13 protein-coding genes are annotated in these 14,271 nt (G+C 43.1%); 5 read left to right on the forward strand and 8 right to left on the reverse strand.

The features are described from left to right. Window position 1: 1 nt before the first annotated feature. The 5 genes from ABJH64_RS04225 to ilvD all read right to left on the reverse strand — a co-directional run bounded on the left by ABJH64_RS04225 (window position 2) and on the right by ilvD (window position 6,524). A complete protein-coding gene (locus ABJH64_RS04225; protein WP_348299135.1) occupies window positions 2-1,510 on the reverse strand; it encodes a 2-isopropylmalate synthase in 1,509 nt (502 codons plus the stop codon). 18 nt (window positions 1,511-1,528) lie between these two features. Beyond that, window positions 1,529-2,572, reverse strand: coding sequence for a ketol-acid reductoisomerase (gene ilvC, locus ABJH64_RS04230; RefSeq protein ID WP_348299136.1), 1,044 nt, complete (start codon window positions 2,570-2,572; stop codon window positions 1,529-1,531). Window positions 2,573-2,635: 63 nt separating this feature from the next. Beyond that, window positions 2,636-3,136, reverse strand: a complete 501-nt coding sequence (gene ilvN, locus ABJH64_RS04235) for an acetolactate synthase small subunit (RefSeq protein ID WP_057939693.1) — start codon at window positions 3,134-3,136, stop codon at window positions 2,636-2,638. Window positions 3,137-3,145: 9 nt separating this feature from the next. Further along, the gene (gene ilvB, locus ABJH64_RS04240) at window positions 3,146-4,840 is read right to left on the reverse strand and encodes a biosynthetic-type acetolactate synthase large subunit (protein WP_348275998.1); all 1,695 of its coding nucleotides are present in this window, start codon (window positions 4,838-4,840) and stop codon (window positions 3,146-3,148) included. A gap of 4 nt (window positions 4,841-4,844) precedes the next feature. Then, a complete protein-coding gene (gene ilvD / locus ABJH64_RS04245; RefSeq protein WP_348275997.1) occupies window positions 4,845-6,524 on the reverse strand; it encodes a dihydroxy-acid dehydratase in 1,680 nt (559 codons plus the stop codon). A gap of 532 nt (window positions 6,525-7,056) precedes the next feature. Between ilvD and ispE the strand changes: the two genes are divergently transcribed. Next, window positions 7,057-7,866 carry a 4-(cytidine 5'-diphospho)-2-C-methyl-D-erythritol kinase gene (ispE, locus tag ABJH64_RS04250; RefSeq protein ID WP_348275996.1) on the forward strand — a complete coding sequence of 270 codons (810 nt, stop codon included), beginning with the start codon at window positions 7,057-7,059 and terminating at the stop codon, window positions 7,864-7,866. Window positions 7,867-8,126: 260 nt separating this feature from the next. After that, the gene (locus ABJH64_RS04255) at window positions 8,127-8,318 is read left to right on the forward strand and encodes a type II toxin-antitoxin system PemK/MazF family toxin (protein ID WP_348299141.1); all 192 of its coding nucleotides are present in this window, start codon (window positions 8,127-8,129) and stop codon (window positions 8,316-8,318) included. A 286-nt stretch (window positions 8,319-8,604) separates the two neighbouring features. Here ABJH64_RS04255 and ABJH64_RS04260 read toward each other — a convergent pair whose 3' ends face one another. The 3 genes from ABJH64_RS04260 to tgt are packed head-to-tail and all read right to left on the reverse strand — an operon-like array spanning window position 8,605 to window position 11,719. After that, on the reverse strand, window positions 8,605-9,513 hold the full coding sequence (locus tag ABJH64_RS04260) for a DMT family transporter (RefSeq protein ID WP_348275994.1): 909 nt from the start codon (window positions 9,511-9,513) through the stop codon (window positions 8,605-8,607). Then, window positions 9,514-10,587 (reverse strand): LptF/LptG family permease, encoded by a 1,074-nt coding sequence (locus ABJH64_RS04265; RefSeq protein WP_348275993.1) that lies wholly within the window; start codon window positions 10,585-10,587, stop codon window positions 9,514-9,516. Between the two features lies 1 nt (window position 10,588). Next, window positions 10,589-11,719, reverse strand: coding sequence for a tRNA guanosine(34) transglycosylase Tgt (gene tgt / locus ABJH64_RS04270; RefSeq protein ID WP_348275992.1), 1,131 nt, complete (start codon window positions 11,717-11,719; stop codon window positions 10,589-10,591). A gap of 121 nt (window positions 11,720-11,840) precedes the next feature. Between tgt and ABJH64_RS04275 the strand changes: the two genes are divergently transcribed. The 3 genes from ABJH64_RS04275 to rsmG are packed head-to-tail and all read left to right on the forward strand — an operon-like array spanning window position 11,841 to window position 14,223. Beyond that, window positions 11,841-12,977 (forward strand): glycosyltransferase, encoded by a 1,137-nt coding sequence (locus ABJH64_RS04275; protein ID WP_348275991.1) that lies wholly within the window; start codon window positions 11,841-11,843, stop codon window positions 12,975-12,977. Next, a complete protein-coding gene (locus ABJH64_RS04280; RefSeq protein ID WP_348275990.1) occupies window positions 12,968-13,579 on the forward strand; it encodes a sigma-70 family RNA polymerase sigma factor in 612 nt (203 codons plus the stop codon). Before ABJH64_RS04275 ends, ABJH64_RS04280 begins: the two co-directional genes overlap by 10 nt. Beyond that, window positions 13,579-14,223, forward strand: a complete 645-nt coding sequence (rsmG, locus tag ABJH64_RS04285; protein ID WP_348275989.1) for a 16S rRNA (guanine(527)-N(7))-methyltransferase RsmG — start codon at window positions 13,579-13,581, stop codon at window positions 14,221-14,223. The genes ABJH64_RS04280 and rsmG overlap by 1 nt, the downstream gene beginning before the upstream one ends. Window positions 14,224-14,271 lie beyond the last annotated feature (48 nt).

Genomic DNA, 14,271 nt, shown 5'->3' on the forward strand with positions numbered 1-14,271 from the left:
ATTATGCGGTCGCGTATTCTTTGACCGGGATTTTATTAAGTGCATCGACAAAAGCTTGGGCAGAAGCCAATACAATGTCTGTGTGTGAAGCGAAGCCATAGTATGGTTTCTCTCCTTTGATTAATCTCATGTGAACTTTCGCCACATCATCACTTCCGTGTGTGATCGCCTGAATGAGGAATTCTTCCAACTCTACAGCTGGCTTGGCTATTTTCTCAATAGCTTTCAAGACTGCATCCACAGGTCCATTGCCATGTGCGGAGGCAGTGTGGGCTTCCTCTCCGATTTTCAGTTCTACCTGAGCCTGAATAGTTCCGTTGGAAGAATAGGTGATTTTCCCTAACTCAATGAAATTAGACTCGGTCACAAATTTTCCTACCAAGCTCATTAAGTCTTTGCGTCCGATGTCCCGCTTGCTGTCTGCGAGGATTAAGAACTCTTCGTAAACGTCCCGGAGCGCTTCACCTTCAAGTTCTACTCCTAATGCATCCAAATGATGCTTCAAGGCAGCTCTTCCGGATCTAGCCGTTAGGACAATGGTCGATTCGCCTACTCCCACGTCTTTCGGATCGATGATCTCGTAGTTTTCTCTATGCTTCAATACCCCATCCTGATGAATCCCTGAAGAGTGGGCAAAAGCATTTCTGCCTACGATCGCCTTGTTTGGCTGCACGGGCATATTCATCAGTTTGGAAATCAAACGACTGGTATTGTAGATTCTAGGAGTAATGATATCCGTATGAACCGGAATGGATTTGTGGCATTTGATAGCCATCACTACTTCTTCCAGAGAGGTATTCCCCGCTCTTTCTCCAATACCATTGATGGTCACTTCCACTTGACGAGCTCCGTGCTGTACACCTGAGACGGTATTTGCGGTAGCCATCCCAAGGTCATTGTGACAGTGAGTCGCGATGATAGCTTTGTCAATATTTGGTACATTATTTTTCAAACCAGCGATGATCGCACCGTATTGCTCTGGAAGTGTGTAGCCCGTTGTGTCGGGAATATTCACCACCGTCGCGCCTGCTTTGATTACTTCTTCGATGATTTTATTCAAGAAATCAGGCTCTGCTCGACCTGCATCCTCGGCATAGAATTCTACATCATCGACAAATCTTCTAGCGAATTTCACCGCAGCTACACCCCGGGCAATAATATCCTCGGGAGTGGAGCGCAGCTTATATTGAATATGATAAGGAGAAACACCGATTCCGGTATGAATTCGGCCTTTTTTAGCAAATTTGAGGGATTGAGCCGCTACTTCGATATCTTTTTCTACAGCTCTAGAGAGGGCACAGATAATTGGGCTGGAAACAGCTTTAGAAATCTCCAGGACGGAGTTGAAATCTCCAGGGCTGGAAATTGGAAAGCCGGCTTCAATAATATCTACACCTAGTGCTTCCAGTGCTTTTGCTACCACGATCTTCTCCTGGGTATTCAGCTGACACCCGGGTACTTGCTCCCCATCTCTCAGGGTAGTATCAAATATCCATAGCTTATCACTCATAATTATTGGGGTTTTGTATTAGTTATTTTCTGGTCTCAATTGACGGACGACAGCACCTGCCTGCCACATTTCTGAATCTCTCAATTCTTTTAATTCAGCTTCCAATTTTACTCTGTAATCTTCTTTAGAATTGGAGTCAATAGACTTTTGAGCTTCTTTTCCTGACTTCACAGACTCATATAAAGCTTCGAAAACTGGCTTGGAAGCATCTCTGAAAGGCTTCCACCAATCCAACGCACCGCGTTGTGCTGTAGTAGAGCAGTTGGCATACATCCAGTCCATGCCGTTCTCGGCTACCAATGGCATCAACGACTGGGTCAATTCCTCCACGGTCTCGTTGAATGCCTCAGACGGGGTATGTCCATTTGATCTCAATACCTCGTACTGAGCTGCGAAAATACCCTGAATAGCTCCCATCAACGTACCTCTTTCTCCTGTCAAATCAGAAGTCACCTCACGGTAGAAGTCTGTTTCAAACAAATATCCTGAACCTACACCTATACCAAGTGCAACTACGCGGTCATAAGCTTTGCCAGTCCCGTCCTGATAGATCGCGTAGGATGAGTTCAATCCTCTTCCTTCCACAAACATTCTTCTGAGAGACGTGCCAGATCCTTTTGGTGCTACCAAGATCACATCTATATCTGCGGGAGGAATGATTCCGGTTTTCTCCTTGTAAGTCACTCCGAATCCGTGAGAGAAATACAATGCTTTACCTGGAGTAAGGTGTTTCTTCACTGTTGGCCAAAGAGCAATCTGCCCTGCATCAGAAAGAAGGAACTGAAGAATTGTGCCTTTTTCACAAGCTTCCTCCAATTCAAAAAGAGTCTCGCCAGGAACCCAGCCATCAGCTACGGCTTTGTCCCAAGTCTTGGAGCCTTTACGCTGACCTACAATCACGTTGAATCCGTTGTCTTTCAAGTTGAGCGCCTGACCAGGACCCTGTACTCCGTAACCCAATACTGCGATCACTTCGTCCTTGAGTACTTCTCTTGCTTTTTCCAGTGGAAATTCTTCCCTAGTTACTACGTTTTCTTCTGTTGAGCCGAATTTTAATTTCATCTGTTTTTTATTTATTACAAGTGTTTAATAGGTTCCTTCAGAAACCTTTTTATTGGTTTAATATTATTTGACAAAGCTATCTATAGTCAACATCCTCTTTGCGACAGCTACTCTTCCAGACCTAGCAAATTCCAAGAGGCCGTACCCCTTGAGGATTTCTAGCAGTTCCTGAGTTTGCTCCTTGTGACCCGTCAATTCCAAAACCACAAAATCAGGTTCTGCGGCAATGATTTTAGCATTATGCTGGCGGATAATCTTCTCAAGTCCTCCATCTAGGCGTGAAACCGGGATTTTGTACAAGGCAATCTCCTGATAAACAACACTCTCATCTTCATGATAAAACGCTTTGATCACATCGATGATTTTCTCGATCTGATTGACTAGTTGGATTACTGTATCCTCTGAAGCTGTGACTTCGATAGTTATCCGATGGATTCCCTCCAGGCGGCTTTCTGAGGCTGTGAGCGCATCTATATTGATACCTCTTCGAGTAAAAATGATTGTAATCCTGTTGAGGATTCCGATAAAATTTTCGGTTATAACGAAAATGGTGTAACGCTTCATAGTTGGGAGTTAGCTTAATCTTACTTCTTCTACAGAACAGCCTGTGGCGATCATAGGAAAGACATTGTCTTCTTTCTCTACTACCACTTCAAGGAAATAAGGTCCGTCGTGAATCAACATATCTTCTATCGCTTCTTGGAGATTGCCACGTTCGGTGACTTTCTGAGTTTGGATATTATAAGCTTCAGCGATTTTAATAAAGTCAGGATTGTCCAATTCGGTGAAGGAATAGCGCTTGTCAAAGAACATCTGCTGCCACTGTCTCACCATTCCCAAGAAATTATTGTTGAGCAAAACGATTTTCACAGGAGCTTTGGTCTGCATGATTGTGCCCAATTCCTGAATAGTCATCTGGATACCGCCATCCCCCACTACGCAAACAACCTGCCTGGAGAAATCATACATCTGAGCTCCAAGAGCCGCCGGAAGAGCAAACCCCATAGTTCCCAAACCACCTGAGGTAACTTGGGTTCTTGGCTTTTTATAGTTGAAATACCTCCAGGAAATCATCTGATGCTGCCCTACGTCTGTGACTAAAATAGCATCGTCGGCTTTGTATTTATTGATCTGATGAATCACTTCACCCATGGTCAATCCTGCCTTCGTAGGTGTCAAATCCGGATCTATCACTGTAGCTCTCTCCTGATCCGCTAATTCCTTAAACTTCGCCATCCAATCTGGATAGGTATTTTCTTTCACCGCTTCGGTGAGTAGCACCAGACTATTCTTACAGCTACCAAGAACAGCCACTTCACATTTTACGTTTTTATTGATCTCTGCCGGATCGAGTTCCAGATGGATCACCTTTGCTTGCTTGGCATAGCGCTTCAGATCCCCGGTCACACGATCATCAAATCTCATCCCCACTGCAATCAAAATATCGCACTGATTTGTCAGCATATTTGGCGCATAGTTACCATGCATACCAAGTTTACCTACATAATTTGGATGATCTTCTGACAAGGCTCCTGATCCCAGCAAGGTACAAGCGGCAGGGATGCCAGATTTATCCAGAAATGCTTTGAGTTCAGCCTCAGCCTCGCCCAAGATAACTCCCTGACCAAATAATACATAAGGTCTTTTGGCCATATTGATTAGAAAAGCCGCTTCTTGAATGGCGGATTTCTCTACAGGGATATACGTTCTGTAAGATCTAAAACCCAAACATTTGCTGTAGTTATACTCACCAAAGTTGGTCTGAGCATCCTTAGTGATATCGATCAAAACAGCTCCCGGCCTTCCAGATTTGGCAATATAAAAGCCCTTAGCAATCGCAGGCGCTATATCCTCAACTCTTCTTACCTGAATATTCCACTTAGTAGCTGCCATAGAAATTCCTAGGACATCTGTCTCCTGAAAAGCATCTGTACCCAGAAGGTGTGAAGCTACCTGACCTGTAATACAAACCAAAGGAGTACTGTCGATCTGCGCATCAGCCAGGCCGGTGATCAAATTCGTAGCTCCAGGACCCGAAGTGGCTAGACATACCCCGACTTTGCCGGAGACTCTGGCATAACCTTGAGCTGCATGGATCGCTCCCTGTTCATGACGCGTGAGTACGTGTCTTACTTCATCATGGTAATCATGTAATGCGTCGTAAACAGGCATGATCGCCCCTCCGGGATACCCGAAGATAATTTCCGCATTCTCGGCGATGAGTGATCTGACTACGATGTCAGCTCCTCTTATCATTGATTCCTTCATGGGCTTAAAATTTGTCTGTTACGCAGCCTTCAGATGCGGTAGAAACTAATTTGTTGTATTTCTTCAATGTCCCCTGGAGTTCAGGCATTTCTTTCTGTTTCCAAGATTTTTTTCTTTCTTCCAATTCCTCATCGGAGACTGCTACAGAAAGCTTCAATCCTTCTGCATCGATGGTGATGATGTCTCCATTTCTTACTAAGCCAATCGGCCCACCGCTCCAGGCTTCTGGGGTGACGTGTCCTACCACGAATCCATGGGTACCACCAGAGAATCTGCCATCTGTAATCAGCGCAACCTCCGAGCCCAGGCCAGCTCCAATAATCATAGAAGTTGGTTTCAGCATTTCCGGCATTCCGGGACCTCCTTTTGGACCTATATTTCTGATTACTAATACTTCGCCCTTTTGTACTTTATGATCCCGGATGGCATCATTTGCCTCTAGCTCCGAGTCAAATACATGGGCAGGACCAGTGAATGAACTTCCTTCTTTCCCTGTGATTTTGGCCACAGCTCCTCCCGGGGCCAAATTCCCATCGAGTATGCAAAGATGACCGGTGGCTTTAAGAGGAGTTTCCAGCGGATGAATCACATTCACCATAGAAACAATCACAGGATCTATATTTTTTAGATTTTCTTCTACCGTTTGCCCAGTCACTGTCAGGCAATCTCCATGCAAAAAGCCTTTCTGAAGCATGTACTTCATAAATGCCGGAATACCACCCTGCTCATGTAGATCTTCCATCATGAATTTTCCTGATGGCTTGAAGTCACCGATCATTGGGGTTTTAGCGTTAATCGCTTTGAAGTCTTCTATAGTAAAATCTACACCGGCAGTTCTCGCTATAGCAATGATATGCATCACCGCATTGGTACTTCCACCCAGCGCTATCGCGACGGTGACGGCATTTTCTATACTTTTTCTGGTGACGATATCGCTTGGTTTGATGTCTTTTTCCAAAAGAATTCTCATGTACTTATTCACATCTCTGCACTCCTGCAGTTTTTCAGGAGAATTTGCAGGATTGGAAGCCGAATAGGGCAAGGACATCCCTAATGCTTCTATGGCAGAAGACATGGTGTTCGCAGTGTACATTCCTCCACAAGCTCCTGCGCCCGGGCAGGCATTTCGGATTACACCGTCATAATCTTCATCGGAGATATTTCCGTTTACTCTCTTTCCAAAAGCTTCAAAAGCCGAAACAATATTCAGTTTTTCCCCTTTATAAGTACCTGAAGCGATCGTTCCGCCATACACCATAATTGATGGCCTATCGATACGCAGCATTCCCATCACAGCACCAGGCATATTCTTATCACAACCCGCTACTGCCACGCATCCATCAAATGAATGTCCAAGGATAAAAGACTCAATGGAATCCGCTATAATCTCCCGGGAAACCAAAGAATAGCGCATTCCCAGCGTACCCATAGAAGTCCCATCTGAAATACCAATGGTATTAAAAACCAAACCGGTCAGATCATGGTCCTGAGAGGACACTTTGATCAGACCGGCAAAGTCGTTCAGGTGCATATTGCAGGGATTACTCTCGTAGCCGCAGCTCGCTATCCCTACAAATGGCTGTTTCATTTTCTTATCACTCATCCCAGTGGCATACAACATAGCCATGCCTGCTGGGTGCTCTGGGTTATCACTTATTTCCCAACTGTGTTTCTTTAGGGTCATATCTTGGGGTATAAAAAAAGTGCCTCAGGTTAGTGAGGCACTTCAGATTTATTTTTATTTCATTATAAAGAATAGTCTAGTGCCTCACATTCAAAATCCAATGAGAATAATTAAGCTTAGCAAAATGACTACTTTATACATAGAGGTTTTTAGAGACTTACTTCTACTCTGTGCAGAAGTGTGAGACAAACTTAAAACCGAAATTTGAGACTTACAATATTTAATTTTACATTTTTCAACTATCTCAGATAAAAAATGTATGTGAAATTTATTTTATCAAAATATAAATCTGCAAGACAGGCGGATTACCCCCAGTATTCAGCAAATGATTTGTTGAATATTTGGATTTCCAAAATTTTGTACTGATTTCCACTTTCTTCAAACATTAGTAAAAGTTTTTCTCTTTTTTTTAATAAGAAAAATGATATACCACATTTACTTCAATAAAAGCTAGAATTATTACCGAATTATCAATTGACCTAGAGACCAATTCCCCTAAAAATTCTTCTAATTTTGAATAAAAAACATCCCAATGATTTCATTTCCAAATGCTAAGATCAACCTAGGACTTCACATCACTGCCAAAAGGAAAGATGGATACCATGAGATCGAGACGTGTATGGTCCCTATTCCCTTGACTGATGCACTGGAAATGGTCGTCAACACTAAAAAAACAACTTTTGAAAGTTCTGGCCTGGATATACCTGGGAACACAGCTGACAATCTTATCCTAAAAGCACAGAAGCTGCTGAAAAAAGACTTTCCAAATCTTCCGGAATTGAGCATTCACCTGTATAAAAACATCCCGATGGGAGCTGGACTGGGAGGAGGTTCCGCAGATGCCGCGTTTGCGCTGAAGTTGATGAATAATCTCTTTGATCTGATTTTAGATGATTTCTTCCTAGAAGAATATGCAGCTCAGCTTGGAAGTGACTGTGCTTTTTTCATTGAAAACACCCCGAAAATCGCCAGAGGTCGTGGGGAAATCTTGGAACCTGTTGATATGGACTTGATAGGAACTCATTTGGTGCTGATCAATCCTGGAATACACATTGGTACCAAAGAAGCCTACGCAGGCGTCACTCCCGCTTCGCCAAAAGTTAATTTAAAAGAAGTATTGGCTGATCGAGGCAGATGGAAAGATGAACTGGTCAATGATTTCGAAGCAAGCATTTTTCCCAATCACCCAGAGATCGCAGCGATAAAAGAAAAACTCTATGAAAATGGCTCTTTTTACTCGGCCATGTCTGGTTCTGGTTCTTCAGTCTTTGGGCTGTTTAAAGAAAAGCCTACTTCTATTAATTGGCATGAATCTTATTTTAATTTTGAAACGGCGCTTTAATATATTAGAAATAAGAGAGTTACAATATGTGTTTATTTTCCATATATGTAATTCCTAAATACAAATCACAAGGGCGACTTATACAAGTACACTTCCAGACGACCTACTCCAGCGGCTAGCGGATTATGCAAAATAGCTTTCTCTGCCAAAGAATAAAGTGGTTGAAAACGCCCCCAATCTCTACCTCGATCATCTAAAGAGTGCAGAATATATCAAGTCCTATAGCTAAGCTGCTGAAGATAAGGCAGGGTAAAATCTGGATGTCTGACCTCAGCCCTGTGATAGGTTCTGAGCGATCTGGGAGAAGACCAGTAGTGATCCTCAGCGGGAATGTGATGAACAAATTTCTGCAACCTGCTAGTAGTGATCACCGCTCCACTTACTTCCATAATCAAAAATTATCAGGGAAATCCGGTTTTAGAACCATCAAGTGTAAATGGGCTGAAAGTTGAGTCTGAACTACTCGTTTTTCATAGTAGATCTAAATGATTATTCGCTTTTCTACCAGTGAGGTGGAATAAGCAACGTAGCAACTGTTAAACTTAAGAATTGAGGCCGCTTCGGTCATCGTTCTTCCAACCAGATAAGCAAGGAATATAAGATGACTGGCATTATTGCGGATAGTCATATAGATCTATTTCGAAAGATCTACTGATAGAGAAAATCGGAGAAACATCTACTAAGTAGCTAAATGAAGCATTAGCCACGTTGAAGGATATTACTACTTTTTAAAATAGATCAACCCAACGGTCTAACTGGCTTTCTGCGCTTGTTCAGGTAATTCAAAACGGGATAAGTCAGCACCGACACCAGAATTATTCCCGTCCCTAAGTAAAACTGCGGAGTCATTTTTTCACTTTCCCCAAAAATCAAAACAGCCAGAACAATCCCATATACCGGCTCCAAATTCACAGTCAAATTGATTGAAAAAACTGAAAGTCTCTTCATCAATTCTACCGAAACGGAAAACGCATACACCGTACAAATCCCACCAAGAATAAATAACCAAAACCAATCGAAGCCGATCCAGCTAAGCTGAAGGCCATCTTCAGTCATGAAGTTGGAGTAAATTGGCATAAAGAGAACCGTGAACAAACATGCCCCAGCCATCTCGTAGAAGGTAATTTGATAGGGATTGTGTTTGTGAGCCAATTTTCCATTGAGCACGGAGAAAACAGCCCCAAGAAACGCAGAGCCCAAGGCCATGCTTATTCCTAGCCAATAGCCCGACTCAAAACTGAAAATGACCAATAAGCCTGAAATCACCATCAGACCTAGGCCTACCTCGTACCATTTGATCTTGGTTCGATTGAATAATGGCTCTACAAAAGCTGTCCAAAGCGAGGTGGTGGCCATTCCAGCCAAGCAAACAGAAGCTGTAGATACTCTGGCTGACCAGAAAAAAAGAATCCAATGCAATGCAATCACAAAACCGACTCCAGTCACTTTCATCATATCTGGAAATGGCATGAGCAAATTTTTCTTCTTCAAAAGAAAAAGTCCCGCTACCCCCACTGAAGCTATCAAAGTTCTGTAGAAAACTAACTCTATGGCGGGTAAACTGATCAACAAACCTAAAATGGCGGTAAAACCCCAAATGAGTACAATCAGATGGAGCATCAGGTAATCCTTAAGCGTAGCGTTCATCTAGCGTGGAACTGTTTTATAAAGTAATAGTCCAGTGACAGCGAAAATAATATTGGGTAGCCAAACCGCGAAAATCGGGTAATCCGTGCCGTTTTCTGCAAATGTCCTGGATAGTATAAAGAGTATGATATAGATAAAAGCTAGTAAAAAGCCCATGGCGATCTGAAAACCAGAGCCACCCCTAGTCTTCCTTGCAGACATAATCACGCCAATGAAGGTGAGAATAATCGCTGCAAAAGGAGACATAAATCGAACGTAGCGTTCTATTTTATAAAAACCCACATTATCGGCGCCACGGCTTTCTAACACTTTTATTTGCCTGCTCAATTCAGGGAGCTTCAATGTTTCGTGATGGTTTTCTGGAAGATTAAAATCATCGGGAGTGATAGACAGCGTGGTGTCCAGCTTATCCCCTACCTCGAAGTCTTCCCCATCCTCCCGCAGTTCTCGTAGTCTCCAATTCATAAGTGTCCATACACTTTTTGCAGTATCCCATTCAATCCGATCTGCCGAGAGTTTTGCCAATAATTCGCCGTCTTTGATGGTTTCCAAGGTGAAGGTATGACCAGTATTTCCAGTTTTAAAAAACCTGCTTAAGTAAGCATAGGAATTCTCGCCCACCTGGATATGAAGGTTGGATTCAGAAGACGTTTTCTCCTTATCCAAATAAGTAATTCTGAACTTAGTTACTCCAGCCGTGGCCCCTGGCAAAACCCAGCCATTCAACAAGAAGCTAGCCCCACCGATCATGCTGGCCGCAAAAAGAAATGGCCGCAGCATCCTCATAAAACTCACTCCACTACTCAGGATCGCAATGATCTCGGTCCTTCCTGCCATTTTGGAAGTAATAAAAATAACTGTGATGAAGACTGTGATGGGAGTCAGGAGATTGTTCAGATACAGTCCATAATTGATCATGTATTTAAAAATCTCATTAGAAGGCACATCATTCCTGATATATGTGTCGTTCTTTTCGGTAAAATCCAAAACCAAAACCACCAGAATTAGCATGACCACTACGAAGAAGTAGGTCTTGAGAAAATCCTTGATGATCAGTTTGTCGAGTATCTTCATATCAGAGTCTGGTGCTCACTTTTTTCACCATTTGATCTTTCCAAACGGCAAAATCCCCAGCTAGGATATGCTCCCTAGCTTGGCCTACCAGCCAAAGGTAAAAACTCAAGTTATGAATGCTGGCTATTTGTGCAGCCAAAATTTCCTTACTTATCGTCAGATGCCTAAGATATGCCTTGCTATAAAAGGTGCTCACATATCCCCCTACCGTAGGATCAATGCCCGTGAAGTCATCTTTCCACTTCTCATTACGGATATTAATAAAGCCTTCAGAGGTAAACAACATTCCGTTTCGCGCATTTCGAGTAGGCATCACGCAGTCAAACATATCCACTCCGAGAGCGATACATTCCAATATATTCGCAGGTGTTCCTACGCCCATGAGGTAACGAGGTTTGTCCTGAGGTAAAATATCCGTCACCAACTCGGTCATCTCATACATCATCTCGGCAGGCTCCCCCACAGAAAGTCCACCAATGGCATTGCCCTGTTGGTTAGTCGATGCGATGAATTCTGCACTTTGCTTACGCAAATCCTTATACACGGAACCCTGTACTATGGGAAATAGCGTCTGATTATAACCATATTTTCCTTCAGTCTCATCGAATCTACCGATGCAGCGCGTCAACCAGCGGTGAGTCATCTCCATGGAATTCCGAGCATAGCCATATTCACATGGATATGGTGTGCACTCGTCAAAAGCCATGATAATGTCGGCACCAATCGTCCGCTGAATATCCATGACATTCTCCGGCGTAAAGTGATGCTTTGACCCATCGATATGCGATTTGAACATCACGCCATCTTCTTTGATCTTACGAGTTCCAGAAAGAGAAAAAACCTGATACCCTCCACTATCTGTCAGAATTGGCTTCTCCCAACCGTTAAATTTGTGCAGTCCACCGGCCTTTTCGAGCACATCCAGACCAGGTCTCAAATACAAGTGGTAGGTATTCCCAAGGATGATCTGAGCCTTGATATCCTGATCCAATTCCCGCTGATGAACCGCTTTCACAGAGCCGGCTGTACCAACAGGCATGAAAATCGGTGTTTGAATCTCGCCGTGATCGGTTTGGACTACGCCTGCTCTGGCTTTGCTCTTGGAATCTTGGTGGGCTAAAGTAAACTTCATATCGCTAAAGGGTTGCTGGCGAGACTTTCTACAGATTGTCCCGTTCAGCCTACAAAAATATACGCTTATTCTTAAATGGTTTGCTGAATTTGATTTTATATTTGCGCAGCAAAAGCGACCTATGGGCCTATTTTTACTTTGGTTTTTCTTCGGTATTGGCATACTTGTCCAAGCTATTTACCTCTTGGTCATTTTTGGAAAAGTGGCTTTTTACGCTGGCAGCAAATCTCCACAGACCACTAAAAACGAAGAGGGTGTGACCGTGGTGATCTGTGCTCACAACGAATTCTCCAACCTCAAAACACTCATTCCCAAACTCTTCGAACAGGATTATCCTGCCTTTGATGTGATGATCGTGAACGACCGATCCACAGATAGCACAAAGCGATTATTGGAGAAAATGATGGAGAGTTTTCCCAAACTCCGCTCAGTCACTATCAAATACACTCCCGCGCATGTCACAGCGAAAAAGTATGCATTGACCCTCGGCATCAAAGTAGCTAAGCATGATATCATCCTACTCACTGATGCAGATTGCTTGCCCGAATCAACACAATGGATCAGAAAAATGACAGATCCCATTCGAAATGAGGGAAAGACCTTTGCTTTTGGATTTTCGGGATACGAGCAGAAGCCTGGCTTCCTTAACAACTGGATTCAGTTCGAGACTTTACTCACGGCATTATATTATATGTCGTTTGGACTTTGGAAGCGCCCATTTATGGCAGTCGGGAGAAACCTTTGCTACCGTAGAAGCTTCTTTCTAGGCGTCAAGGCATTCAAACATCTTTGGCACATTGAAGGAGGTGATGACGACCTTTTTGTCAACCTCTACACGAATGGTGACAATACTTCCATCGTTTTGGACCCTGAGGCAAATACGATTTCCAAACCCAAGGAGACATTCAAAGAATATTTAATTCAGAAAAAAAGGCATCTGCATGCAGGGAAATACTATGACGGTGCCGATAAGCGAAAGATTGGATTATATTCCTTTTCGCATGCATTATTCTGGATTGCAGGGATTGGATTGCTGATTTATTTCGGTTTAGACCAAAGCTGGGAACGTTTTTCCGCTGTTTTCGGTATTATCCTTTTGAGGTCTATTCTTACGGTGTTTGTCTTCAATGCTGCTGAGAAAAAGATCCAAGGAACTAAATCACCCAAAACTATCTGGCTACTTGATTTCTTGTATTTAGGTTACTTTTGGATTTTAGGGACTATTTCCCATCAGGCAAAAGACATCCAATGGAAATAAATGAACGCGGTTTTTCAAAGAAAGCACTCGAAGATTTCGAGCTGATCGATCAAGCAGTACAGCAGAAGGATCAGCAAGCATTCGCTTCTTTAATGAAGCGCTACAAAAAGGCCGTTTATTACATGATCTTGAAAATGATCAGAGATACTGACGATGCGGAAGATCTGACCATGGAAGCTTTTGCCAAAGCCTTCAAAAACCTTCACAGGTTCAAGAAAGACTACACATTTTCCACTTGGCTCTTTAGAATAGCCACCAACAATACCATCGATTTCATCCGAAAGAAAAAGCTCAAAACTATGAGCCTGAACACCACCATGTCCGATGATGGAGGAAATGCAGTAACCATCGACGTGCAGGATGATGACAATAATCCTCAGGACGAATTCATTCGGACTCAGCGGATTGAGATGGTGCGGATTTTTGTGGACAAACTTCCTACGAAGTATCGTAAATTAGTTCAGCTTCGCTATTTCGACGAGCTTTCGTATGAGGAAATCGCCCAAGAACTCGAAAAACCATTGGGAACTGTGAAAGCCCAACTTCATCGCTCCAGAGAATTACTTTACGAAATTGCCGCTGGCAAACAAAAACACATTTGATGAACTCAGGCACTCAGCTTATTCAGTCTTATTTCCCTGAACTCACAGAAGGTCAGCTTGCTCAGTTCGACAAACTACAAGAGCTTTATGAGGATTGGAATTCCAAAATAAATGTGATTTCCCGTAAAGACATGGAGCAATTCTACGTGCATCACGTGCTGCATTCCTTAGGAATCGTGAAAGTCATGCCTTTTGAGCCAGGAACGAAGATTCTGGATATCGGCACTGGAGGTGGATTCCCAGGGATTCCGCTGGCAATCATGTTTCCAGAGACGCATTTTCACCTAGTGGATTCTATCGGCAAAAAGATCACTGTAGTCAAAGATGTGGTGAAGCAACTAAAGCTCTCTAATGTGGAAGCACAGCAAGCTAGAGCCGAGCAATTGGTTAGAAAATATGACTTTGTAATCAGTAGAGCAGTTACTCGAATGGTGAATTTTTACCCTTGGGTGAAAAACAAAATCCGTAAGGAAGACATCAACGAGTATCCAAACGGCATCCTTTATCTAAAAGGTGGAGAAGTGGATGAAGAAATGGAAGAGCTAGGCAAATCCTACGTGGTCTATCATTTGGAGGACTACTTCCAAGAGGAATTTTTTGAGACCAAAAAGGTCATCTATATGCCTTGGGAAGATAAGAGGTAGGTTGGTTGTTGGGCGCTGGAAGTCGGATAAACTATGAAAAAGCTCTCA

The organism is Algoriphagus sp. (assembly GCF_039969895.1).
GTDB lineage: Bacteria > Bacteroidota > Bacteroidia > Cytophagales > Cyclobacteriaceae > Algoriphagus.